22 protein-coding genes are annotated in these 22,266 nt (G+C 52.0%); 16 read left to right on the top strand and 6 right to left on the bottom strand.

The annotated features are described in order from the left end of the window. Nucleotide 1: 1 nt before the first annotated feature. The 6 genes from FHN83_RS12160 (at nucleotide 2) to FHN83_RS12180 (ending at nucleotide 8,634) form a co-directional block, all read left to right on the top strand. Nucleotides 2–1,600 carry an efflux RND transporter periplasmic adaptor subunit gene (locus FHN83_RS12160; protein ID WP_110820910.1) on the top strand — a complete coding sequence of 533 codons (1,599 nt, stop codon included), beginning with the start codon at nucleotides 2–4 and terminating at the stop codon, nucleotides 1,598–1,600. Between the two features lie 16 nt (nucleotides 1,601–1,616). After that, nucleotides 1,617–4,811 (top strand): CusA/CzcA family heavy metal efflux RND transporter, encoded by a 3,195-nt coding sequence (locus tag FHN83_RS12165; protein ID WP_110820909.1) that lies wholly within the window; start codon nucleotides 1,617–1,619, stop codon nucleotides 4,809–4,811. Between the two features lie 49 nt (nucleotides 4,812–4,860). After that, nucleotides 4,861–5,244, top strand: coding sequence for a hypothetical protein (locus tag FHN83_RS12170; RefSeq protein ID WP_110820908.1), 384 nt, complete (start codon nucleotides 4,861–4,863; stop codon nucleotides 5,242–5,244). A 416-nt stretch (nucleotides 5,245–5,660) separates the two neighbouring features. Further along, complete coding sequence (locus FHN83_RS28220; RefSeq protein WP_176556491.1) at nucleotides 5,661–5,804, top strand: hypothetical protein; 144 nt, start codon at nucleotides 5,661–5,663, stop codon at nucleotides 5,802–5,804. Between the two features lie 284 nt (nucleotides 5,805–6,088). Further along, entirely contained in the window at nucleotides 6,089–7,285 is a 1,197-nt protein-coding gene (locus tag FHN83_RS12175; RefSeq protein WP_111969658.1) for an integrase domain-containing protein, read from the top strand. A gap of 83 nt (nucleotides 7,286–7,368) precedes the next feature. Then, entirely contained in the window at nucleotides 7,369–8,634 is a 1,266-nt protein-coding gene (locus tag FHN83_RS12180; protein WP_139563921.1) for an IS4 family transposase, read from the top strand. On the opposite strand, the gene FHN83_RS12185 is transcribed toward FHN83_RS12180, so the two are convergent. Further along, nucleotides 8,631–9,194, bottom strand: a complete 564-nt coding sequence (locus FHN83_RS12185; protein ID WP_139563922.1) for an acyltransferase family protein — start codon at nucleotides 9,192–9,194, stop codon at nucleotides 8,631–8,633. The two genes, FHN83_RS12180 and FHN83_RS12185, sit on opposite strands and share 4 nt — an antisense overlap. Before the next feature lie 173 nt (nucleotides 9,195–9,367). Then, complete coding sequence (locus FHN83_RS12190; protein WP_139563923.1) at nucleotides 9,368–10,231, bottom strand: YicC/YloC family endoribonuclease; 864 nt, start codon at nucleotides 10,229–10,231, stop codon at nucleotides 9,368–9,370. A gap of 471 nt (nucleotides 10,232–10,702) precedes the next feature. On the opposite strand from FHN83_RS12190, the gene FHN83_RS12195 reads away from it, so the two are divergent. The 6 genes from FHN83_RS12195 to pyrE all read left to right on the top strand — a co-directional run bounded on the left by FHN83_RS12195 (nucleotide 10,703) and on the right by pyrE (nucleotide 16,977). Continuing rightward, nucleotides 10,703–12,403 carry a lysophospholipid acyltransferase family protein gene (locus FHN83_RS12195; protein ID WP_139563924.1) on the top strand — a complete coding sequence of 567 codons (1,701 nt, stop codon included), beginning with the start codon at nucleotides 10,703–10,705 and terminating at the stop codon, nucleotides 12,401–12,403. Between the two features lie 46 nt (nucleotides 12,404–12,449). Continuing rightward, the gene (locus tag FHN83_RS12200) at nucleotides 12,450–13,415 is read left to right on the top strand and encodes an HlyD family secretion protein (RefSeq protein WP_138370867.1); all 966 of its coding nucleotides are present in this window, start codon (nucleotides 12,450–12,452) and stop codon (nucleotides 13,413–13,415) included. Continuing rightward, nucleotides 13,408–14,325, top strand: a complete 918-nt coding sequence (locus FHN83_RS12205; protein ID WP_138370815.1) for an ABC transporter ATP-binding protein — start codon at nucleotides 13,408–13,410, stop codon at nucleotides 14,323–14,325. Before FHN83_RS12200 ends, FHN83_RS12205 begins: the two co-directional genes overlap by 8 nt. Continuing rightward, nucleotides 14,312–15,451, top strand: coding sequence for an ABC transporter permease (locus FHN83_RS12210; RefSeq protein WP_138370816.1), 1,140 nt, complete (start codon nucleotides 14,312–14,314; stop codon nucleotides 15,449–15,451). The genes FHN83_RS12205 and FHN83_RS12210 overlap by 14 nt, the downstream gene beginning before the upstream one ends. 96 nt (nucleotides 15,452–15,547) lie before the next feature. Next, complete coding sequence (gene rph, locus FHN83_RS12215) at nucleotides 15,548–16,264, top strand: ribonuclease PH (protein WP_039030171.1); 717 nt, start codon at nucleotides 15,548–15,550, stop codon at nucleotides 16,262–16,264. Between the two features lie 71 nt (nucleotides 16,265–16,335). Then, on the top strand, nucleotides 16,336–16,977 hold the full coding sequence (gene pyrE / locus FHN83_RS12220; protein ID WP_138370817.1) for an orotate phosphoribosyltransferase: 642 nt from the start codon (nucleotides 16,336–16,338) through the stop codon (nucleotides 16,975–16,977). 41 nt (nucleotides 16,978–17,018) lie between these two features. Here the strand turns inward: pyrE and slmA are convergent, their stop codons facing one another. The 3 genes from slmA to coaBC form a co-directional block, all read right to left on the bottom strand. Next, nucleotides 17,019–17,615, bottom strand: coding sequence for a nucleoid occlusion factor SlmA (slmA, locus tag FHN83_RS12225; RefSeq protein ID WP_039030169.1), 597 nt, complete (start codon nucleotides 17,613–17,615; stop codon nucleotides 17,019–17,021). A gap of 116 nt (nucleotides 17,616–17,731) precedes the next feature. Further along, complete coding sequence (gene dut / locus FHN83_RS12230) at nucleotides 17,732–18,190, bottom strand: dUTP diphosphatase (RefSeq protein WP_139563925.1); 459 nt, start codon at nucleotides 18,188–18,190, stop codon at nucleotides 17,732–17,734. Next, nucleotides 18,168–19,379, bottom strand: a complete 1,212-nt coding sequence (gene coaBC, locus FHN83_RS12235; protein ID WP_139565435.1) for a bifunctional phosphopantothenoylcysteine decarboxylase/phosphopantothenate--cysteine ligase CoaBC — start codon at nucleotides 19,377–19,379, stop codon at nucleotides 18,168–18,170. Before coaBC ends, dut begins: the two co-directional genes overlap by 23 nt. A gap of 174 nt (nucleotides 19,380–19,553) precedes the next feature. Between coaBC and radC the strand changes: the two genes are divergently transcribed. From radC to mutM, 4 genes are all read left to right on the top strand, one after another. Beyond that, nucleotides 19,554–20,219, top strand: coding sequence for a RadC family protein (radC, locus tag FHN83_RS12240; protein ID WP_039030166.1), 666 nt, complete (start codon nucleotides 19,554–19,556; stop codon nucleotides 20,217–20,219). A 216-nt stretch (nucleotides 20,220–20,435) separates the two neighbouring features. Continuing rightward, complete coding sequence (gene rpmB / locus FHN83_RS12245) at nucleotides 20,436–20,672, top strand: 50S ribosomal protein L28 (protein ID WP_002436699.1); 237 nt, start codon at nucleotides 20,436–20,438, stop codon at nucleotides 20,670–20,672. Between the two features lie 22 nt (nucleotides 20,673–20,694). After that, nucleotides 20,695–20,862, top strand: coding sequence for a 50S ribosomal protein L33 (gene rpmG, locus FHN83_RS12250; RefSeq protein ID WP_003024094.1), 168 nt, complete (start codon nucleotides 20,695–20,697; stop codon nucleotides 20,860–20,862). A gap of 72 nt (nucleotides 20,863–20,934) precedes the next feature. Next, nucleotides 20,935–21,744, top strand: a complete 810-nt coding sequence (mutM, locus tag FHN83_RS12255; protein ID WP_138370819.1) for a bifunctional DNA-formamidopyrimidine glycosylase/DNA-(apurinic or apyrimidinic site) lyase — start codon at nucleotides 20,935–20,937, stop codon at nucleotides 21,742–21,744. Nucleotides 21,745–21,785: 41 nt separating this feature from the next. Here the strand turns inward: mutM and coaD are convergent, their stop codons facing one another. Next, entirely contained in the window at nucleotides 21,786–22,265 is a 480-nt protein-coding gene (gene coaD, locus FHN83_RS12260) for a pantetheine-phosphate adenylyltransferase (protein ID WP_139563926.1), read from the bottom strand. Between the last annotated feature and the right edge of the window lies 1 nt (nucleotide 22,266).

Consider the following 22,266-nt stretch of genomic DNA (forward strand, 5'->3'; position numbering starts at 1 on the left):
CATGAAAATCGATACCAACAAACTGAATGTCAGCAAGAAGCATCTGATCGCCATTGCCGTGATCGTTGCGACGGGCGTTGTACTGGGCAGCGCCATTCTCGGCGGCAAAGCAACCAAGACAGCCGAAGATGACGGCCACGGTCACGGCAGCCACGTTGAAGCCAAGGCACACAGTGATGGTGAGCATCACGGCAAGGAGAGTGGAGACAAACACGACCACGACAAGGGTCATGCGGACGGCGAACACCACGAGGCCCCGACCAAGGGGCCGCATGGAGGCAAGCTGTTCAAGGAGGGGGATTTCGGGCTGGAAGCGTTACTCGCTGAGGAAGGCGGTGAGCCTCGTTTGCGAGTCTGGTTGTATGACAAAGGCAAGCCTCTTCCCACCAGCGCTGCAAAGGTCAGCGCGACCATCACGCGTTTGACCGGAGAGAAACAGACACTCAATTTCGCGACTGAAAAAGACAGCCTGTTGAGCCGGGAGGTCGTGCCGGAGCCGCACGCGTTCGAGATCAGCATCGTTGCCCAGACAGCCAACGAACCCTTCATGTTCGTTCTCAAACAAGAAGAGGGGAAAGTCGAACTCAGTGATGCGCAAATTAAAGCGGCATCTATTGGCATCGACACAGCAGGTGCTGCACGAATCAAGACAGCCCTGCTAATGCCGGGGGAAATTCGCTTGAACGAAGACCGGACGTCCCACGTTGTCCCACGCATTGCGGGTGTGGTCGAGAGCGTGCAGGCCAGCTTGGGACAAGCCGTCAAGAAGGGGCAGGTCCTGGCCGTCATTGCCAGCCCGGCTGCGTCTGAGCAGCGCAGCGAGTTGCAAACAGCGCAAAAGCGCCTGACCTTGGCCAGTACCACGTTTGAGCGTGAAAAGCGGCTCTGGGAGCAAAAGATTTCCGCAGAGCAGGACTACCAGCAAGCAGGGCAAGCGCTGCACGAGGCTGAAGTAGCTGTGGCCAACGCTCAACAGAAGCTCTCCGCTTTGGGCCTAGCCACCGTTTCTAAGGGGGGGCTTAACCGCTTTGAATTGCGTGCGCCCTTCGATGGCTTAGTGATTGAAAAGCATCTCAGCCTCGGCGAAGCCGTCAAGGAGGATGCTGCCGTGTTTACCGTCTCCGATCTGGGGCAGGTTTGGGCTGAAATCAACGTGCCAGCCAAGGACTTGCCGCTGGTCAGAGTCGGCGAAAAAGTGACCATCAAGGCCACTGCATTCGATGCCAGCGCTACTGGCGTTATCACCTTTGTTGGGTCGCTGATTGGCGAACAAACCCGTATGGCCAAAGCCCGAGTGGTCTTGTCCAACCCGAAAGGTGCTTGGCGTCCTGGGCTGTTTGTCAACGTGGAAGTGACCTCCTTAGAGGCTGACGTACCCGTGACAGTGGCCAGTGACGCCATTCAGACCGTTGGCGACAAGCCGGTCGTATTCCTGAAGGTGAATGGGGGATTCATCGCTCAGCCTGTGCAGTTGGGCCGCAGTGATGGCAAGCGTGTCGAGGTGTTGCAAGGGCTCAGAGCCGGGGCACCTTATGCGTCGGCAGGCAGTTTTGTCGTGAAGTCAGAGCTTGGCAAAGCCTCTGCCGAACACACCCATTGATACCGGAGCGACATACATGTTTGAAAAACTTATTCGCGCAGCCATTGAGCACCGATGGTTGGTGTTGCTGGCGGTCTTTGGTATGGCTGCCATCGGCGTGTTCAACTACCAAAAGTTACCTATCGATGCCGTCCCGGACATCACCAATGTCCAAGTGCAGATTAACACCCAAGCGCCGGGATATTCCCCTATGGAAACCGAGCAGCGGGTGACTTACCCGATTGAAACCGTGATGGCGGGTCTTCCCAATCTGGAGCAGACCCGTTCCTTGTCTCGCTACGGGCTGTCGCAAGTGACTGTGATCTTCAAGGACGGCACCGACATCTACTTCGCGCGCCAGTTGGTCAATGAACGCATCCAGGAGGCCCGCGACAAACTGCCTCCCGGAATCACTCCTGCGATGGGGCCCATATCGACAGGCTTGGGTGAGATTTACCTCTGGACAGTCGAGGCCAAGGATGGTGCGAAAAAACCTGATGGCCAGCCCTACACGGCCACCGATCTGCGCGAGATTCAAGACTGGATCATCAAGCCACAGTTGCGCAATGTGCCCGGCGTGACGGAAATCAATTCGATTGGTGGTTTTGCAAAGGAATACCAAATCTCACCGATACCCGAGCGACTGGCCTCGTTGGGCGTCACCCTGCAGGACATTGTGACGGCTCTGGATCGCAACAACGGCAACGTGGGCGCAGGTTATATCGAAAAGCGAGGTGAGCAGTACCTAATTCGAGCCCCCGGGCAGGTTAAGACACTTGAGGACATCGGCAATGTCATCCTCAGCAGTGCGGGTGGCGTGCCGATTCGGGTGCGTGATGTTGCCGAGGTCGGCATCGGACGTGAACTTCGCACCGGTGCTGCTACTGACAACGGCCGTGAAGTGGTGCTGGGTACCGTCTTCATGCTCATCGGTCAAAACAGCCGAACGGTATCAACAGCCGTCGACAAGAAGATGATCGAGGTCAACCGCAGCCTGCCCGAGGGTGTACATGCGGTGACCGTATACGACCGCACCGTCCTAGTGGATAAGGCCATCAACACGGTCAAAAAGAACTTGTTAGAAGGCGCGATCCTGGTGATCGTGATCCTGTTCTTGTTCCTCGGCAACATCCGCGCCGCCATCATCACGGCCACCGTGATTCCCTTATCGATGCTGTTCACCTTCACAGGAATGGTGAGCTACAAGGTCAGCGCTAATTTAATGAGCCTCGGCGCACTGGACTTCGGCATCATCATTGATGGTGCGGTGGTGATCGTCGAAAACTGTGTTCGCCGTCTTGCCCATGCGCAAGCTCACTACGGCAGGCCATTGACTCGGGCGGAACGTTTTCACGAGGTTTTCCTTGCATCCAAGGAATCACGTCGCCCGCTGCTATTTGGGCAGTTGATCATCATGGTGGTGTACTTGCCCATCTTTGCCCTGACCGGCGTCGAAGGGAAGATGTTTCATCCGATGGCGTTCACGGTGGTGGCGGCGCTTGTGGGAGCCATGATTTTGTCGGTGACCTTCATTCCGGCTGCGGTCGCACTGTTCATTGACAACCGTGTCAGCGAAAAGGAAAACTTCTTGATGGTGCAAGCCAAGCGCTGGTTCGGTCCCTTGCTAGATCGCGTGATGGCAGCCAAGGCTGTTGTGTTGGCTGCCGCAGCCGTGGCAGTGGTGTTGTGCGGTTTGATCGCAACGCGCATGGGCAGTGAGTTCGTGCCCAGCTTGAACGAAGGAGACTTCGCCATTCAGGCCTTGCGCATTCCTGGCACCAGTTTGTCGCAATCGGTGGCGATGCAGCAGCAACTGGAAGCAACGCTGAAAGCCAAATTTCCAGAGATCGACCGTGTCTTTGCGCGCACTGGAACGGCGGAAATTGCCTCCGACCCCATGCCGCCGAACATTTCTGATGGCTACATCATGCTCAAGCCAATGTCTGAGTGGCCCGAGCCGCGGAAGTCTCGTGACGAGTTGCTGGCCGCCGTGCAGGAGGTCGTGGGCAAGATACCGGGTAACAACTACGAGTTCTCCCAGCCGATCCAACTTCGATTCAACGAACTGATCTCGGGTGTGCGAAGCGATGTGGCGGTGAAGATTTTCGGGGACGACATGGATGTCTTGAACAAAACAGCCGAAGAAGTCTCGTCCAAGTTGGAAAAAATCCCTGGTGCGTCAGAGGTCAAGGTGGAGCAGACCACCGGATTGCCGATGCTCACGGTCAACATTGATCGTCAGAAGTCTGCGCGCTACGGGCTCAATGTGGCTGACATCCAAGATGCTGTGGCCACGGCTATCGGAGGGCGTGAAGCCGGTACCCTGTTTGAAGGCGACCGTCGATTCGACATCCTGGTTCGCTTGCCAGAGTCCCTGCGCAACGACCTGGAGAGCATGAAACGTTTGCCGATTCCTTTGCAACGCGGTTCGGGCGGCGTCGAAGGACGAACCAATTTCATCCAACTGGCCGAAGTGGCTAGCTTCGAGCTGGCACCGGGGCCTAATCAGGTTAGCCGCGAGAACGGCAAGCGTCGCATTGTGGTGAGTGCAAACGTGCGTGGCCGTGATGTCGGTTCCTTTGTGGCCGACGCGGAAGCTGCTTTGGCGCAGGTCAAGATTCCCGCAGGCTACTGGACGAGCTGGGGTGGCACATTTGAAAACCTGCAGTCCGCGACACAGCGATTGCAAATCGTCGTCCCTGTGTCGTTGCTCCTGGTCTTCGTGTTGCTGTTTGCAATGTTCGGCAACGTCAAGGATGGCCTGCTGGTATTTACCGGCATTCCATTTGCGTTGACCGGCGGCATTTTGGCGCTGTGGCTGCGTGACATTCCAATGTCGATTTCCGCCGCAGTGGGTTTTATCGCCCTGTCAGGTGTTGCAGTGCTCAATGGCCTCGTGATGATTTCTTACATCCGCAGCTTGCGAGAAGAGGGAGCCCAATTGGACGCAGCCATCCGTGAGGGAGCGTTGACTCGTTTGCGCCCTGTATTGATGACAGCCTTGGTGGCATCGTTGGGCTTCATTCCAATGGCAATCGCCACGGGAACCGGCGCGGAGGTACAGCGTCCTTTGGCCACCGTGGTGATTGGCGGCATCCTGTCCTCCACATTGCTGACGCTGCTCGTGCTTCCGATTCTGTATCGGCTGGCCCATCGTCCGGACGAGGAATTGGAGGACGTCACTGCCGAACCGGTGCATCCGCAGGCTGCGGCTGCTTCGCAGAATTCATAAGCCAGTCTTTAGATCTGATTCTTAACCTGTACTTTTGAAAGGAAAACTCATGAAACTGATCTCCACCACACTGGCGTTAATGTTGATGACATCTGGCACCGCATTCGCTGCAGACAAACATGCTCATGGCCATGAGGACAAGCCCCTCCACGGAGGCTTGATCACGGAAATCAAGGATGTGGACTACGAGCTTGTAGCCAAACCCGATGTGCTGCAGCTGTACGTGCGCGATCACGGGAAACCGGTTGATGTCAGCAAGGCAACAGCAAAAATCACTTTGCTCTCAGGCAGCGACAAGCAAGAGATTGATTTGAAACCATCGGGTGACAAGCTTGAAGCAAAAGGCAGTTTCAAAGTCGCGCCCGGCACGAAGGTTGTCGCGCAGGTGAATCTTGCAAGCAAGGCAGCGACGGCACGATTTGTTCTGAAATGAATTCAGGGCCGAGAACGGCCTTCTCGGCATTTCTTTCCAACGCTCTTGAGAGGCAACTATGAAAACGCTTGTTAAAGGTATTTTTTTATCACTCGCAATACTTGCTTTGGCTGGCTGTGCGACGCCGGTTGATCGGTATGCTGAGAAACCCTACTGTCACACAGACCGTGGCAGAAACGCCTACTGCACCAAGGAAAATGCACCGAGTCTCAGCAAAGACGAGGAGGCAAAGCTATTTCCCTCTGATCCTGGCGCACTCACCGTATATGTCGTTCGTTACTGGGGTGACGGACACCATCCTTTGGACATATTGATCGATGGTGCGACGTCGATGGAGACTGTCCCAAACTCAATGATTCGGTTGCGACTAAGGCCGGGAAGCCATCGAATTTCCTTTGCGGTGGCCGGGAAATCCTATGACCGAACAGTCAATGGGCTTACGGGGGACGTCAAACTTCTCGGTGTCACTGGCACTGATTGGTCTTGGGGAAGTTCTCCCCATGCATGGGCTGACGATTCTGATGATCAAGTCAAGCGGCAAGCTCGCCGATCTCGTTTGATCAAAGACGTTTCGCTTCTGTGACCAATTCGGCCAAATCGTCAAATCCATGCTCTCAAGGCCTAAGTGTTACCATTCAGCTCTGAAAGCGGACGCGGGTTCGGTTCCGTGTTCCACCACCAAATACCGGTCCGATGAGGACCAAAGCGATACGAAAACCCGCATGGCATAAGGCCTTGCGGGTTTTTTCTTATCCGGTACTGTCCGATGACATCCATTGCGAACCAACCCTTTTAGGCATATCGTTAGGCATATAGCACTGTATGCCTTCAGGAGCGTATGCCTATGCCTCGAGTCACTCGTCCACTCAGTACAACAGAGATCAAAGCTGCTAAGCCAAAGGAAAAGGACTATTCCCTCTGTGATGGTGGTGGTCTGGAGATCTGCATCAAGGCTAATGGCTCCAAGCTATGGCGGTTCCGTTACTACCGCCCAGTCTCCAAACAGCGGAACATGATCAGCTTTGGCTCATGGCCAGAGATGGGCCTATCAGAAGCCAGAGATGCCCGCAGTAAAGCGAAGTCACTCTTGCAGCAAGATATAGATCCGCAATCGCATCGCGAAGAAAAACTGGCGGCAGTCAAAGCTGAGACCGAAAATACTTTTTTTGCTGTTGCCGAACGCTGGTTCAACGTCAAGAGGTCATCGGTTACACCAGCTTATGCTGAAGATCTATGGCGCTCGCTTGAGCTATATCTATTTCCTGATATCGGCCAAAAACCAATCACTGAGGTTAAAGCCCAAACGACTATTCAGATCATCCAGCCGATTGCCGCTGCAGGCAAACTGGAAACCGTCCGGCGTTTAGCCCAGAGAGTAAATGAGATCATGACGTATGCCGTGAACTCAGGGCTGATAGATGCCAATCCCTGCGCGGGGATCAGCAAGGTTTTTCAAAAACCCGAGAAAAACCACATGCCAACGCTGACCCCTAATCAGTTACCAGAACTAATGAACAAACTTGCCAAGGCCAGTATCAGTCTGCAGACAAGGCTGCTGATCGAATGGAGTCTGCATACTCTCGTCCGGCCAAGCGAAGCGGCAGGAGCCAGCTGGAAGGAAATTGACTTCGAAAACAAACTTTGGCGGATCCCTGCCGAGCGGATGAAGAAACGCAAGTCGCACAATATTCCTCTTACCGAACAGAGCTTGGCACTACTGGAGTTGTTACGGCCAATCAGCGGTCATCGCGAATTTCTCTTTCCTGGGCAACGAGATCCGAAGACCCATACCAATGAACAGACAGCTAATGCCGCGCTTAAGCGTATGGGGCTAAAAGGGCAGCTGGTTGCTCACGGTCTACGAGCTTTGGGCAGTACAACCCTCAACGAGAAGGGGTTTGATGCGGATGTTATCGAAGCTGCGCTGGCACACTCAGATAAAGACGAAGTGCGTAGCGCCTACAACCGCACAGATTATCTGGAACGACGCCGAGAGATGATGGCATGGTGGTCTAAACACATTCATGTACAGGATCTTTAGCAGCAACAAATTGAAATAGATATAAAAATGGCTTCGATTGTGATCTGATTTTATCGCCAAACAAAACCGCCACGCACGAAGCCATGACCATTATCGATGCCAACCACTATCTTGAGCAACTTCTCTCTCCTGCCGAACTCGACCGCATTGCCCGTGACTGCCAATTTTGCTTGCGCAAACGAGCCATTACGCCTGCCATGCTGGTGACTGCACTCTTGCGGGCACTTGGCTGCGACCAGGTCGATGGTATCGCTGGATTGCACCATCATTTCAATGCCTTGCAACTGGTTGATGCCCATCAGGTTTCCTACAAGCCCTTTCACAACCAGTTGCGCAAAGCGTCGTTCGCCCTGTTCATGAAGGCGCTGGTTGAACGGGCTATCGCCTTGCGTATCGGCCAACAGATGAAGACTGCATCCCTTGGCGCATTCAAACAGGTGTTGTTGCAGGATGGTACTTCCTTTGCCGTCCACAAAAGCGGCCGAAGTGTTTCCGGAAGGTTCAAGACCATTAGCCCGGCGGCAATCGAGTGTCATATGCTCATGTCTCTATTGGAGCAGCGTCCAGTTTGCATGCAGGTCTCTGCCGATACGGCGTCAGAGCGCCAGTTCCTGCCTGAGCCCGAGCGGCTCAATAACAGCCTGCTGTTGGCGGACGCGGGTTACATCGATATGGCCTACTTTGCGAAGGTAAACGAGGCGGGCGGTTTCTATCTGGTCAGGGGTAGTAAGAGCCTGAACCCGAAGATTATCCGGGCATGGCGCGGTGCCGAACGGGAAGTGCCGAAGCTGGCGGGCCTGTCACTCAAGGATGCTGGACGGCGGCACTGTCGGGCAGAGGTACTGGATATGGTGGTGAAATCGGGCAAGTTCGAGTATCGGCTGATCCGACGCTGGTTTGCCGAGGAGAAACGGTTCTGTATCTGGATGACCAATCTGCCACGAGAGGCATGGCCAGCAGAGCGGGTGATGAGCCTGTACCGCTGTCGTTGGCAGGTGGAGCTGCTGTTTAAGGAGTGGAAGTCGCACAACCGGCTCAAGGGCTTTGTGACAGGTCAGAAAGCCATTGCCGAGGGGCTGGTGTGGGCCAGCCTGTTGTCGCTGGTGATGAAAAGACGGGTAGCTCAGACGCTGATGGGGGACGGTTTATCCACACTGAAAGCGGCGAAAAATAGCGGAACCTGGTGGTTCCCGTTATTGGAAGCGGTTGCTCATCGGGCGTTGGAGGAAATAAGAGAGCGTCTGGAATGGGCTGCCGTTTACTTGGCGAAAAATGCCCGTCGAACCAAGCAGCGAAAATCGATACAGAACAGGACCTTAGAAGGAGTTTCAAATGAAGTGTTTTCTTAAGGTCCTGTATATGAGCCGGTGTTCAGCTTTTTTCGCAGGGGATAGAGCGCCATCATAATGAAAGGCAATACCAGATAAAATTGCCATTCAACGGACAAAGACCAGGTATGTAAAAACCAGTTCTCATGGGAGTCGAGGGCAAAATAGTCCCCGGACTCTTTATTCAGTTTCAAATTGGAAATAAATAAGGCGGCATAGCCAATGTAATTTCCGAGCTTCTGATACTCATTTGTCGGTAACCAGAAAAACGTCGTAACGGCGACAATCAGGCACATCGCCAGCAGCGCGGGAATTATTCTTTTGCAGCGGGCGGCATAAAACTGAAGAAGATTAAAGCTGTTTCGTTCCAGTCCGGTAGCGATGATTTTGGTCATCAAAAAGCCGGAGATAACGAAAAACACATCCACGCCAGCGAAGCCGCCGGGCAGCAGCGTGGCGGTAAAGTGGTAAAACACGACAGATAGAATGGCTATTCCGCGCAGCAGGTTAATGTCCTGCCGGAAATCGCGGTCAACTGAGAGGCTTGAGGCTTCCTCTAAGGATAAGTTGATGTTTGCCATTATGATTCCTGAAGGGAGAGATCAGAATAGTGAATGCGGGATGCATTCTAACAAAAACAGTAAAAGAGTTCTTATGTTCTGATGCGCAGGTGGGATTCAGGACATACTCAAGCCAGTAATTGACAATGGTCCCTTAGCGGGACCATTAATAAAACAATAACGCACGTTACGGTTTATTCGATGTTCTGGATCTGCTCGCGCATTTGTTCAATCAGCACTTTCAGTTCAATCGCAGAGTTGGTTACTTCGGCATTGATTGACTTAGACGCCAGGGTGTTCGACTCACGGTTGAACTCCTGCATCATAAAGTCGAGACGACGACCGACGGCCTCTTTCTTCTTCAGAATGTTGTAGGTCTCTTTGACGTGCGCTTCCAGACGGTCGAGCTCTTCCGCAACATCGATACGCTGAGCCATCAACACCAGCTCCTGCTCGAGGCGGTTGTTCTCCAACTGGACTTCGGCATCTTCCAGCTTGGCAACCAGACGCTCGCGCTGCCACTGGAGGATCTCCGGCATGTGGGCGCGGACTTTCGCCACTTCGCCGCTAACGCCTTCCAGACGCTGCTCGATGAGCGTTTTCAACGCCTGACCTTCGGTTTCACGGGCGAGGATGAAATCGTCCAGCGTGCTGTCCAGCGCGCTAAGGATCTCGGCGGTAATTGCATCCAGATCCTGTTCGCCTGCGGCCATCACGCCAGGCCAGCGCAGAATATCCACCGGGTTGATTTCGCCTTCGTCGCTCTGCATTTTGACCCAGTTAGCCGCATTCACCAGCTGTTTAGCCAGCTTCTCGTTGAGGATCAGTTCCCCTTGTGCGCTCGCATCGGGCTCAAAACGCAGATTGCATTCAATCTTTCCGCGGGTCAGGCGAGCGCGAATACGCTCACGCACCACCGGCTCAAGGCTGCGGAACTGCTCTGGCATACGGAAATAGGTTTCAAGATAGCGTTGGTTTACCGAGCGCATTTCCCAGGTAGCGCTGCCCCAGCTACCCTTGATTTCACGGCGGGCGTAGGCGGTCATACTGCGGATCATAGATGTTCCTGTTTTCGTAATAATGAATGCAGAGGATTATAGCTATGCGAACGAGGACTTAACAGGAATAGTGATGAAATACTTGGATATGAATTCTTTTCTACCGCAAGGGTATAATGTGCTTAAAAGTAGCTGCTTAAAGTTTAGCGATATTTGATATGCTAAATAACAGGTTAATGTTTTTATTCTATTATTCATGCTTGTTGCAAATATATTTCGTTACTCACAATCAAAACATAATCTTGAAAAATGAAATGGGGGTTTGCATTAAGCATTTTATATATATTGTTCAAAACTATTCATACAAGTGAAATTAAGTCGCGCATTAATTTTATTTCCTTTATGAATACTATCAATTTAATTATAAGTATGATTTTGCATAAGGTTTTTTTAAGTTTTCGTAGTATTGCTCGCAGATAGGATACCGGGTATAGTCCCTGTCAGGAAAGTTATTATAAAAAGGATTTTAAGATGGATGTTATTTTTAACAAAGTCATCAGGGAATTCTTCCCCGATACTAAACTACCTTTTTGGAAAAATTGGCTTTTCAGACGAGCATTTTGTAATAAAGCGTTTTCACGTTTGATTCATGATGATCAAATTTTTAATAAAAAAGGGATCTCCTGGGTTAATTCAGTTATTGATTTTTTCAAAGTAAATTGTGTAACGGATATCTGCGATTACAATAACATCCCTCGACATGGTGCTGCGGTTGTTATTTCAAACCATCCCACCGTTATGGATGGTTTGTCCTTAATACATACTGTGTCCAGGGTCCGTAAAGATATAAAAATAGTTGCGAACCACATTTTACCTATTATCTTCCCACAGGTATCAGAGCTTAAGATTGGAATTAAAAATATGGCTGGAAAAATGAGTCATAAGAAGTTCCGAGAGATGAACGACCATCTAAAAAATGGTGGTGTATTAATTATTTGTCCCGCTGGCAAATTGGCCAGTTGGTCACTTTCTGGATTACAAGAGCATGCATGGAATCCTGGTTTTTTACAGTTGGCGATGCGAAATGATGCGGCGCTAGTGCCTGTTCATATTACTGGTGCGAATAGTAAAACCTATTATTTTATGGCAACAATCTGGCGACAGTTATCCAACCTTATGATTATTCGCGAGTCTTTACGCCATCGCGGAAAAACCATTAAGGTTAAAATAGGACAGCAAATTTGCTTATCGTCCTTCGAGAAATATAACAAAGATCTCTCTGCAGCAGCCAATGCGTGTTCAATGCATCTCCAGAGCACCGGTAAGAATGGACCTGCGCTACTGGATACTGTCTCCCCGCAAGAACATATCGAAAGCAAAAGTGCATTAATCAATGCGATAAATGAGTGCGAAATCCTGAGACAGTTTAATGATGGTAAAAAGTTACTGATTTATCGTCGCAACACTGCCGGTAACTCGCCAATTATTGATGAATTAGGGCGCTTACGTGAACGCTGTTACCGCGATATTGGATCAGGTTCTGGTAAAGATAAAGATAACGATATTTTTGATGATAGCTATTTTCATGTCATTTTATGGGACCCCTCTGACACAGAAATCCTCGGTGCGTATCGAGTGATACCCGTCGGCGAGCAATTAGCCCGTAAGGGAGTCACAGGTCTCTACAGCAATAGCTTGTTTGAATATCACGAAGGGGCCTACACCTGCTTAGAAAAATCTGTGGAAATTGGTCGTGGATTTATCCAGAAACCCTATCAAAAAAGTATCGCACTTGATTATTTATGGCGAGGAATTTTTGATTTTGTTAAAAAATATCCTGTCTATAAATATTTGTTAGGTGTTTTGACGATTCCAGGATCTTTTCCAGAAGATATACAAAAGCTCATCGTGAACTTTTATAACATATATTTTTCAACGACAAATCAATTTTGCACGCCTGTAGATTTGTTTACGGCAGACGAGCCTCAGTTCTCTAACCATTTCTCCGGTAAAGATTTCAAAAATGACTGGATCATGCTCAACAATCTCCTGAGAGAAAGAGGTTATGAACTGCCATGGCCTTTCAAGCAGTGTGCTAAGTGGTTTTCGCCTGGAGGATCGGCGGTCATATGTTTTACAAAAGACGTCTCTTTTAACTCCATAGCAGGATTGAACCTTAGCGATATTGAAAAGCTAAATCAAATTTATTTCAAACATTATTTTAAGGATTAAATTATACATCACTGTATAAATATTATAGGCATATGGATGTGTGATGATGCAAAAGCCAAAAAAGACATTTTTAGCGCTGATAGCGGTACTGGTAATAACAGGCTGTGATAGCAAACCAGACAACATTTTCTCTGGATATTCACATGGAGAATTTGTATACCTCTCTTATTCTGGTACTGCGAGAATTGAACGGTTGTTAGTAAACAAAGGAGATGAAGTCACAAGCGGGCAAGAGTTGGTTAAGATTGAGTCATTTGATGCCCAAAATACTCTCTTGCAGGTTGAGGAAAAGCTGTCAGCTGAAAACGCATTATTGCGAAATTTAGCATCGGGAGAACGGCCTGAAGAGTTAGATATAATACGTGCTCAGATTAAAAAATCACGATCTTCAGAATCACAGGTTAAGCGCCAGCTTGAACGTTATCGTGATCTTTATGCCAAACAAGCCATATCACGGGCGGAATGGGAAGATATCAGCGATGAATTAACGCAAAAAGGCGCACAGGTTGAAGAGTTAATTAACCAGTTAAAAGCGCGCCAGCTGCCTGCCCGTCAGGATGAGATTAATAAACAGCTTGCGCAGGTAGAAGCCGTCAGGCTTGAACGGGATAAGGCTCTTTGGGATGTTCAGCAGACTACAATTGTTTCTCCGGTTAATGCCAGGGTCTTTGATACCATTTATCGAGCCGGGGAACGCCCTTCTGCGGGCAGCCCAATAATCAGCCTGCTACCGCCCGATAATATCAAGGTACGCTTCTTTATACCCGAAGCGATGCTCGGTAAATTTAAAGTCGGAACGAAAGTTAAGCTTTCATGTGATGGCTGTTCAGAGGCAATCCCTGGCATAATTAATTATATAAATCCTGAAGCCGAATTTACGCCCCCCGTTATTTACAGCACGAAACGCCGCGAGAAACTCATTTTCATGGCTGAGGCTATTCCTGCCCGGGAACAGGCTGCGCGTATGAAAATCGGTCAACCGTTTGATGTGGAAATCATTCCGGATGCATAATCTTTGTATTGATGTAAAAAACCTCAATAAGCATTTTGGCGAGCATCATGCCGTAAAAGATTTTTCTCTTCAGGTGGCAAAAGGGGAAATTTATGGTTTCCTCGGCCCAAACGGTAGCGGAAAAACAACGTCTATCCGGATGATGTGCGGTTTGATCACCCCAGATTCAGGAGAAGGCTCTTGTCTGGATATGGACATTTTTACCCAACGGGAAGAAATCAAAAGAAATATTGGCTACATGACCCAGTATTTCTCCATGTGGGGAAGTTTGACTATTCGGGAAAACTTACTTTTTATCGCCCGGTTATATAGTCTCGACCAACCTAAAGCACGGGTTGAACGCGCACTTTCAGAGTTAGGTCTTACCTCCCGACAGCATCAACTGGCGAAGGTCCTTTCTGGCGGCTGGAAGCAGAGAATGGCCCTTGCGGCATGCATGCTGCATGAGCCTGTTTTGCTGTTTCTGGATGAACCTACCGCTGGCGTGGATCCAAAGGCGCGACGCGAGTTCTGGCAGATGCTGCATCAGCTATCTGACAGGGGAATATCGATACTGGTCAGCACGCACTATATGGATGAGGCTGAGCGCTGCCATAAGGTTGCCTATCTGTCTTATGGCCGATTACTGGCGAATGGGACTATTCCTTCCATTATCGCGGCGCAGAATCTGATTACCGTGAGAACCAGCGGTGCCGGATTGACGGCACTTGAAAGCCAGTTGCAGCGTCTACCGGAGATTGAACAAACCGTTATTTTTGGCAATCAGCTTTATATTACCTCCACAGATGAGGCGAAGTTAAAAGCCACGCTTTTTGCATTTACCCAAAAGGGCTATGAGTTCTGCCAGGTTGATACCAATCTGGAAGATGCATTTACCTATTTAATGAAAAGTGACTGTGAAAAAAATTAATATAAACTTCTCCATAACCCGCTGGATTGGCGTGGTTATCAAGGAAATTCACGAATTGCGTCGTGATAAAGTCAGTATCGGCATGGTGATCCTTACGCCTATTTTTCAGCTGATTATCCTTGGCTATGCAATAAATATGGATCCCCATAATTTGCCAACTGCGTTATTAAATTACGATACCGAACGCATGAGCCAGGTTTTTGTGACGAGTGCGCAAAATACCGGATACTTTTCGATGATACCTGTTGAGTCTGAAGAGGCTGCGCATAAAGCGTTTGTCCGGGGAGACGTCACCTTTATCGTGACTATTCCGGAAGGGTTTACACGTAACCTGCTCCGCGGCGACAAGCCTCAACTGTTAATTCAGGGCGATGCTATCGACCCAATGACAACGGGGAATGCGCTAAGCGCGCTGGTACAGGTTGCAAAATCGGCATTTCGGCAAGATTTGCCGGGAAACATGCGCGTAGCGCAAAAAGAGGATGATTTCGATCTGGTTATACATCGAATGTTTAACCCAGAAGGAATTACCCAGTTTAATACTATACCCGGTATTATGGGGTCGATACTCAGCACGACATTGATTCTCATGACAGCCTTGTCTATTACGCGTGAACGAGAAAACGGCGCGTTAGAAAATTTGCTGGTCTCTCCGTTGACCGGGTTGGAAGTGATTGTTGGGAAAATAACGCCTTTTGTTATCATTGGCCTTTTTCAGGCGACGTTAATACTGATCGCCGCCGTTCTGTTGTTCGATATCCCTCTTCACGGCAGCGTTTTCCTGCTGTTTATGGTGTTATTGATTTATGTTTTTCTTTGCCTTTCCATTGGCATTGGCATTTCTGGCCTGGCGCAAAATCAGTTGCAGGCGCTGCAAATGTCGTCCTTTTACTTTATCCCTTCAATCATGCTTTCCGGCTTTATCAGCCCCTTTATTAGTATGCCGGATTGGGCGAAAGCGATTGGCTCCTGTTTACCGCTGACCTATTTTATCCGGCTGGTTAAGGGCATTATGCTGAAAGGATATTCTGCAGCGGCATTGCTACCCGATCTTTTGCCGCTGATTGGCCTTGCGGTGGGTGTGATTGCCATAGGCTTGAAATCCTATCGCAAAACGCTGGACTGACATTATGTGTGTGCCCGGCAGGGGTTGGCATAGGCTTTTAGCCATGAAATTCGTATAATGCCGCCCACACATTCGTTTCAAGCCGGAGATATCATCATGCGTCCATCAGGCCGTAGCGCTAATCAGGTGCGCCCCGTCACCCTGACCCGTAACTATACAAAACACGCTGAAGGCTCCGTGCTGGTTGAATTTGGTGATACCAAAGTGCTGTGCACCGCCTCCATCGAAGAGGGCGTGCCGCGCTTTCTGAAAGGCCAGGGTCAGGGCTGGATCACTGCCGAATACGGCATGCTGCCGCGTTCCACCCACACCCGTAACGCTCGCGAAGCGGCGAAGGGTAAGCAGGGTGGCCGTACCATGGAGATCCAGCGTCTGATCGCACGTGCCCTGCGCGCCGCGGTTGATCTGAAAACCCTGGGCGAGTTTACCATTACCCTGGACTGCGACGTGATCCAGGCGGACGGCGGCACCCGAACTGCCTCTATTACCGGTGCCTGTGTGGCGCTGGCCGATGCCCTGAACAAGCTGGTTGCAGCCGGTAAGCTGAAAGCGAACCCGATGAAAGGCATGGTTGCGGCGGTGTCTGTGGGTATCGTCAACGGCGAAGCGCTGTGCGATCTGGAGTACGTTGAAGACTCGGCGGCAGAAACCGACATGAACGTGGTGATGACCGAAGACGGTCGTATCATCGAGGTTCAGGGCACCGCAGAAGGTGAGCCGTTTACCCACGAAGAGCTGCTCTCCCTGCTGGCGCTAGCCCGAGGGGGAATCGAATCTATCGTAACGACGCAGAAGGCGGCGTTAGAAAATTGATTTTAAAGGCGACTGATGAGTCGCCTTTTTTTTGTCCGTAGAAAAGCAAAAGTAAGATGAGGAGCGAATCCATGAAACCGTATCAGCGCCAGTTTATTGAGTTTGCGCTTAGCAAGCAGGTACTTAAGTTTGGCGAATTCACGCTGAAATCCGGGCGCAAGAGCCCCTATTTCTTTAACGCCGGGCTGTTTAATACCGGGCGCGATCTGGCACTGTTAGGCCGCTTCTACGCCGAAGCGCTGGTGGATTCCGGAATTGAGTTCGATCTGCTGTTTGGCCCGGCGTATAAGGGCATCCCGATTGCAACCACCACCGCCGTGGCGCTGGCGGAGCATCACGATCGCGACGTGCCGTACTGCTTTAACCGTAAAGAGGCCAAAACCCACGGTGAAGGCGGTAACCTGGTCGGTAGCGCGCTGCAGGGCCGTGTGATGCTGGTAGACGACGTGATCACCGCCGGTACCGCTATCCGAGAATCCATGGAGATTATTCAGGCCAACAATGCCACGCTTGCGGGCGTGCTGATCTCGCTGGACCGCCAGGAGCGCGGACGTGGCGACATCTCCGCTATCCAGGAAGTGGAGCGCGACTACAACTGCAAAGTGACCTCAATCATCACCCTGAAAGACCTGATTGCCTATCTGGAGGAGAAGCCGGAGATGGCTGACAGCCTGACGGCGGTGCGTGCGTATCGCGAAGAGTTCGGCGTCTGAGTTAATTGCCCGGTGGCGTTTCGCTTACCGGGCCTGCAATGTTATTGCAGCTGGGCCGCCACTAACGGCCAGCGAGCATCGAAATCGTCCGTTGGACGATATTTGAATTCGCTGCGCACAAAGCGAGAGAGCATCCCTTCACAGAACGCCAGTACTTGTCCCGCAAGCAGCGATTCATCTGTGCTGAAACCTTCGCCTTCGCGCATCTTCTTTTCGCGTAATACCTGGCGCAGCTGCGCTTCAATACGTTCGAAAAGCTGGTTGATACGCCCCTGCAGTCTGTCCTGTTCAAACATCAGCGCGTGGCCGGTCAGGATACGGGTTAAACCCGGATTGCGCTCGCCGAAACCGAGGATCAGCAGGACAATCAGACGCAGCCGTGCGGTGGTGTCTTTTTCATCCTTCAGGATCAGGTTGATACGCGTGATCAGGCTATCTTCGATAAACTCGATCAGGCTGTCGAACATCCGCGTTTTGCTGGGAAAATGACGGTAAAGCGCCGCTTCTGACACGCCCACTGAGGCGGCCAGTTTTGCGGTGGTGATGCGTTGACTACCATCGCTGGATTCAAGCATCAGAGCCAGAGATTGAAGTATTTCTTCGCGACGATTCCTTTTCGCTGTTTGTTTTTCTGCCATGTTACAAAATACCCCTGAAAATAAGCACCTGTCAGGCTGGCATCCACACAACGACCGCAAACGGATGTTTGCGGTTTGTTATTACGTTATGCGTTGTGGAATGCGTATAGCCGGGTTTATTTACGCCCGGAATGGCCAAAGCCGCCTTCGCCGCGATCGGTCGCGTCGAAATCTTCTACCAGATTAAATTCAGCCTGTACCACCGGGACGAACACCATCTGGGCGACACGCTCGCCGGGCTGAATGGTGAAGCTGTCCTGGCCACGGTTCCAGACGGAAACCATCAGCTGACCCTGATAGTCAGAATCGATAAGTCCCACCAGGTTGCCCAGCACGATACCATGCTTATGGCCCAGGCCGGAACGCGGCAGGATCACCGCTGCCAGAGAGGCATCGGCAATGTGGATCGCAAGGCCGGTCGGCAGCAGCGTGGTGGCGCCCGGTGCCAGCTCTACGGCGTCGTCGAGGCAGGCACGCAGGTCAAGACCGGCAGAGCCGGAAGTGGCATAGGTCGGCAGTGGAAATTGCTGACCAACACGCGGGTCCAGAATCTTAACGTCGATTTTTTTCATCATAACGGGTAACGATCTCGTCCAGTAATTGTTGGCCCAGGAGTTCCTTGCGCTCAAGCGGTAAGACTTTATCTCCATCCTGCCAGAAAAGGTGCAATGCGTTGCTGTCGCTGTTGAATCCTTGTGAGGCCAGCGATACGTCGTTCGCGCAAATCAAATCGAGGTTTTTGCGGGTACGTTTTTGCCGGGCATATTCTTCCACATTATTCGTTTCAGCGGCAAACCCAACGACGTAAGGGCGACGATCTTTTAGTGCGGCGACCCCGGCAACAATATCGGGATTTTTCACCATTTTCAGTGTGATTTCATCGCCTTGCTTTTTGATTTTCTCATCCGCTATGGCGGCAGCGCGGTAGTCCGCCACGGCGGCACAGCCAATAAAAATCTGCTGCTGTTGCGCCTGGGCCTGCACTGCGGCTTCCATTTCCAGCGCGGTGGTAACGTCGATGCGCTGCACGCCCGGCGGTGTAGGTAGCGACACCGGGCCGCTCACCAGCGTGACCTTTGCCCCGCGCAGTGCGGCGGCGGCGGCAATCGCAAAGCCCATCTTGCCGGAGCTCTGGTTGGTGATATAGCGCACCGGATCCAGCGGTTCACGCGTCGGACCCGCGGTAATCATGATGCTGAGATGTTGCAGATCGTTGACAGGTGAAAAATGGCTGGCGGCCAGATCCACAATTGCCAGCGGATCCAGCATGCGGCCCGGGCCGATGTCGCCACAGGCCTGGCTGCCGCTGTCCGGCCCCCAAATCAGCAGTCCGCGAGAGGCGAGGGTCGCCAGGTTATGCTGGGTTGCGGCGTTGCGGTACATCTGCTGGTTCATGGCAGGGACCACGGCGACAGGCGCCGGCGTGGCCAGGCAGATAGTGGAAACCAGGTCGTTGGCCATGCCGGCGGCAACGCGGGCGATGAGATCGGCGGTAGCCGGGGCGAGGATGACTAAATCGGCCCACTTACCCAGCTCGATGTGGCCCATCGCGGCCTCTGCCGCAGGATCGAGCAGGCTGTCCGAGACCGGGTAGCCTGAAACGGCCTGCAGGCTCATTGGCGTAATAAACGCTTTGCCCCCTTCGGTTATTGCCACCCGCACGTCCGCCCCGCGCTCGCGTAAACGGCGCACCAGTTCTGGCGCTTTGTAGGCTGCAATGCCGCCGCTCACGCCAAGAACGATTTTTTTACCGGCCAGGCTCATCATGATTCTTTCCTGTTGGGTTCACCTGAGAGGCGGGCATTTTATCACAATCCGAAAAGCATCGTGATGTTGTCCATCCGCCACTTTGCGAGGCGTTACGCAAGACGAGAAATCCGTCGTCGTGAGGCGTCGGGGTCTGTGGCAGCATAGCCTGGTCATGGAGGAGGAGAGAGTATGGAGACGTTATCCCCGCTGTTGCCGCGGGAAAAACTGCTGCGCGATGGCGCGATGCTGCTGACGGACGAAGAGCTGCTGGCGCTGTTCCTGCGTACCGGGACCCGGAGTAAAAATGTGTTTGCCCTTGCCAGAGATCTTTTGCAGCATTTCGGCTCTCTGCATGGTTTGTTGTCCGCAGAGATGAAGGATTTCCGGCGGGTAGAGGGTATTGGTCTGGCGACATTCGCTCAGCTGAAAGGCATTGCTGAGCTTGCTCAACGCTACTACTGCTCGGGGATACGAGGCATCAACCCGCTGAAAGATCCGCAGATGACCCGGGAGTTTGTGCGCAGCCAGCTGGCGGAAGAGGAGCGCGAGATCTTTATGGTTATCTTCCTCGATAATCAAAATCGGGTACTGAGCCACAGCCGCTTATTTTCAGGAACCCTGAGCCATGTTGAGGTGCATCCACGGGAAATTGCACGCGAAGCGATAAAAGTGAATGCCGCGGGCGTGATCCTCGCGCATAATCACCCCTCAGGGCGCGCCGAACCGAGCAAAGCCGACAGAGACGTGACCGCACGCATCATCAAATGCTGTCAATTCATGGACATTCGTGTTCTTGATCATCTGGTCATTGGCCGCGGAGAGTACGTTTCGTTTGCTGAACGTGGGTGGATTTAAGCCATTTCTCGCGATCCATCGGGATCTTTGTCTGTTCGGGACTTGAGCACATCCTCGAGTCAGCGTATACTACGCCACCTTTGAGAATCTCGGGTTTGGCATTTGGGCCTGGCAATCGATGGTTCACTTAGAATCGCGATGACTGGGCTGTAAAGCCTGACGAGGCGCCGATACCCCATACGAAGCTCGAGCTAATTTGATTTTTGGAGAATAGACATGTCCCGAGTCTGCCAAGTTACTGGCAAGCGTCCGGTGACCGGTAACAACCGTTCCCACGCACTGAACGCGACTAAACGCCGTTTCCTGCCGAACCTGCACTCTCACCGTTTCTGGGTTGAGAGCGAGAAGCGTTTTGTCACCCTGCGTGTATCTGCTAAAGGTATGCGTGTTATTGATAAGAAAGGCATCGATACAGTTCTGTCCGAACTGCGTGCCCGTGGCGAAAAGTACTAAGTACTTAAAGAGGAAATAAATCATGGCTAAAGGTATTCGCGAGAAAATCAAGCTGGTTTCTTCTGCTGGTACAGGTCACTTCTACACCACCACGAAGAACAAACGTACTAAGCCGGAAAAACTGGAACTGAAAAAATTCGATCCAGTTGTACGCCAGCACGTACTGTACAAAGAAGCTAAAATTAAATAATTTTAGAATCCTTGTATTGAAAAACCCCGCATCTGCGGGGTTTTTTGCATTCTGCATCCCAACGGAGGAACCATGCCTGAATTACCTGAGGTAGAGACCAGCCGCCGTGGCATTGAGCCTCACCTGGTCGGTGCGACCATTCTTCATGCTGTTGTCCGCAACGGTCGTCTGCGCTGGCCGGTGTCTGATGAGATCCACGCCCTGAGCGATAAACCCGTCCTTAGCGTGCAGCGCCGTGCAAAATACCTGCTGCTGGAGCTGCCCGACGGCTGGATCATCATTCACCTGGGGATGTCCGGGAGCCTGCGCATCCTCAGCGAAGAACTGCCTGCTGAAAAGCACGACCACGTCGATCTGGTGATGAGCAACGGCAAAGTGCTGCGCTATACCGATCCGCGCCGCTTCGGGGCCTGGCTGTGGACGAAGGAGCTGGAAGGGCATAACGTGCTGGCGCACCTGGGGCCGGAGCCGCTCTCAGACGCGTTCAACGCGGAGTACCTGAAGGCGAAGTGCGCAAAGAAGAAAACCCCTATCAAACCCTGGCTGATGGATAACAAGCTGGTGGTCGGCGTGGGGAATATCTACGCCAGCGAATCGCTGTTTGCCGCCGGGATCCATCCCGATCGGTTAGCCTCATCGCTTTCCGCCCAGGAGTGCGAACTGCTGGTCAGGGTAATTAAGGCGGTGCTGCTGCGCTCAATTGAGCAGGGCGGAACCACCCTGAAGGATTTCCTGCAAAGCGACGGCAAGCCGGGCTACTTTGCCCAGGAGCTGCAGGTCTATGGCCGTAAAGATGAGCCGTGCCGGGTGTGCGGTACGCCGATTGTGGCAACGAAGCACGCCCAGCGCGCCACGTTCTATTGCCGTCAGTGTCAGAAGTGATGAGCAGGCCGGGCAAGCGCAGCGCCGCCCGGCAAGAAGAGTTATTTCAGCTTATCCATCAGCGCCTGATGCACGCTGGCCGGTAAGAAATGGGTGACATCGCCCTCGTGGCGCGCCACCTCTTTCACCAGGGACGAAGAGATAAACGACCACTCTTTGGATGGCATCAGGAAGACGCTTTCCAGCTCGGGCATCAGGTGGCGGTTCATGTGCGCCAGCTGCATCTCATATTCAAAGTCGGCCACCGCGCGCAGCCCACGAATTAAGATATTGGCCTGCTGAGCGCGGGCAAAATTCGCCATCAGATCGCTAAAGCCCACCACGTCCACATTGGGCAGGTGCGCCGTTGCGGCTTTTGCCAGCGCAACGCGCTCATCGAGATCAAACAGCGGCTTTTTGCTGGGGCTGGCGGCAATCGCCAGGATCACCGTATCAAACATGCTGGCGGCACGGGTGACGATATCAATATGGCCGTTGGTGATGGGATCGAAGGTACCCGGATAAATCGCTTTTGTGCTCATG

It is taken from the genome of Leclercia adecarboxylata, from assembly GCF_006171285.1.
Classification (GTDB): domain Bacteria; phylum Pseudomonadota; class Gammaproteobacteria; order Enterobacterales; family Enterobacteriaceae; genus Enterobacter; species Enterobacter barmai.

Bases quoted from the DNA above. Each gene is read 5' to 3' on its own strand.
- FHN83_RS12160 (WP_110820910.1), top strand. From the start codon at position 2: ATGAAAATCGATACCAACAAACTGAATGTCAGCAAGAAGCATCTGATC.
- FHN83_RS12165 (WP_110820909.1), top strand. From the start codon at position 1,617: ATGTTTGAAAAACTTATTCGCGCAGCCATTGAGCACCGATGGTTGGTG.
- FHN83_RS12170 (WP_110820908.1), top strand. From the start codon at position 4,861: ATGAAACTGATCTCCACCACACTGGCGTTAATGTTGATGACATCTGGC.
- FHN83_RS28220 (WP_176556491.1), top strand. From the start codon at position 5,661: ATGACCGAACAGTCAATGGGCTTACGGGGGACGTCAAACTTCTCGGTG.
- FHN83_RS12175 (WP_111969658.1), top strand. From the start codon at position 6,089: ATGCCTCGAGTCACTCGTCCACTCAGTACAACAGAGATCAAAGCTGCT.
- FHN83_RS12180 (WP_139563921.1), top strand. From the start codon at position 7,369: ATGACCATTATCGATGCCAACCACTATCTTGAGCAACTTCTCTCTCCT.
- FHN83_RS12185 (WP_139563922.1), bottom strand. From the start codon at position 9,194: ATGGCAAACATCAACTTATCCTTAGAGGAAGCCTCAAGCCTCTCAGTT.
- FHN83_RS12190 (WP_139563923.1), bottom strand. From the start codon at position 10,231: ATGATCCGCAGTATGACCGCCTACGCCCGCCGTGAAATCAAGGGTAGC.
- FHN83_RS12195 (WP_139563924.1), top strand. From the start codon at position 10,703: ATGGATGTTATTTTTAACAAAGTCATCAGGGAATTCTTCCCCGATACT.
- FHN83_RS12200 (WP_138370867.1), top strand. From the start codon at position 12,450: ATGCAAAAGCCAAAAAAGACATTTTTAGCGCTGATAGCGGTACTGGTA.
- FHN83_RS12205 (WP_138370815.1), top strand. From the start codon at position 13,408: ATGCATAATCTTTGTATTGATGTAAAAAACCTCAATAAGCATTTTGGC.
- rph (WP_039030171.1), top strand. From the start codon at position 15,548: ATGCGTCCATCAGGCCGTAGCGCTAATCAGGTGCGCCCCGTCACCCTG.
- pyrE (WP_138370817.1), top strand. From the start codon at position 16,336: ATGAAACCGTATCAGCGCCAGTTTATTGAGTTTGCGCTTAGCAAGCAG.
- slmA (WP_039030169.1), bottom strand. From the start codon at position 17,615: ATGGCAGAAAAACAAACAGCGAAAAGGAATCGTCGCGAAGAAATACTT.
- dut (WP_139563925.1), bottom strand. From the start codon at position 18,190: ATGATGAAAAAAATCGACGTTAAGATTCTGGACCCGCGTGTTGGTCAG.
- coaBC (WP_139565435.1), bottom strand. From the start codon at position 19,379: ATGAGCCTGGCCGGTAAAAAAATCGTTCTTGGCGTGAGCGGCGGCATT.
- radC (WP_039030166.1), top strand. From the start codon at position 19,554: ATGGAGACGTTATCCCCGCTGTTGCCGCGGGAAAAACTGCTGCGCGAT.
- rpmB (WP_002436699.1), top strand. From the start codon at position 20,436: ATGTCCCGAGTCTGCCAAGTTACTGGCAAGCGTCCGGTGACCGGTAAC.
- rpmG (WP_003024094.1), top strand. From the start codon at position 20,695: ATGGCTAAAGGTATTCGCGAGAAAATCAAGCTGGTTTCTTCTGCTGGT.
- mutM (WP_138370819.1), top strand. From the start codon at position 20,935: ATGCCTGAATTACCTGAGGTAGAGACCAGCCGCCGTGGCATTGAGCCT.
- coaD (WP_139563926.1), bottom strand. From the start codon at position 22,265: ATGAGCACAAAAGCGATTTATCCGGGTACCTTCGATCCCATCACCAAC.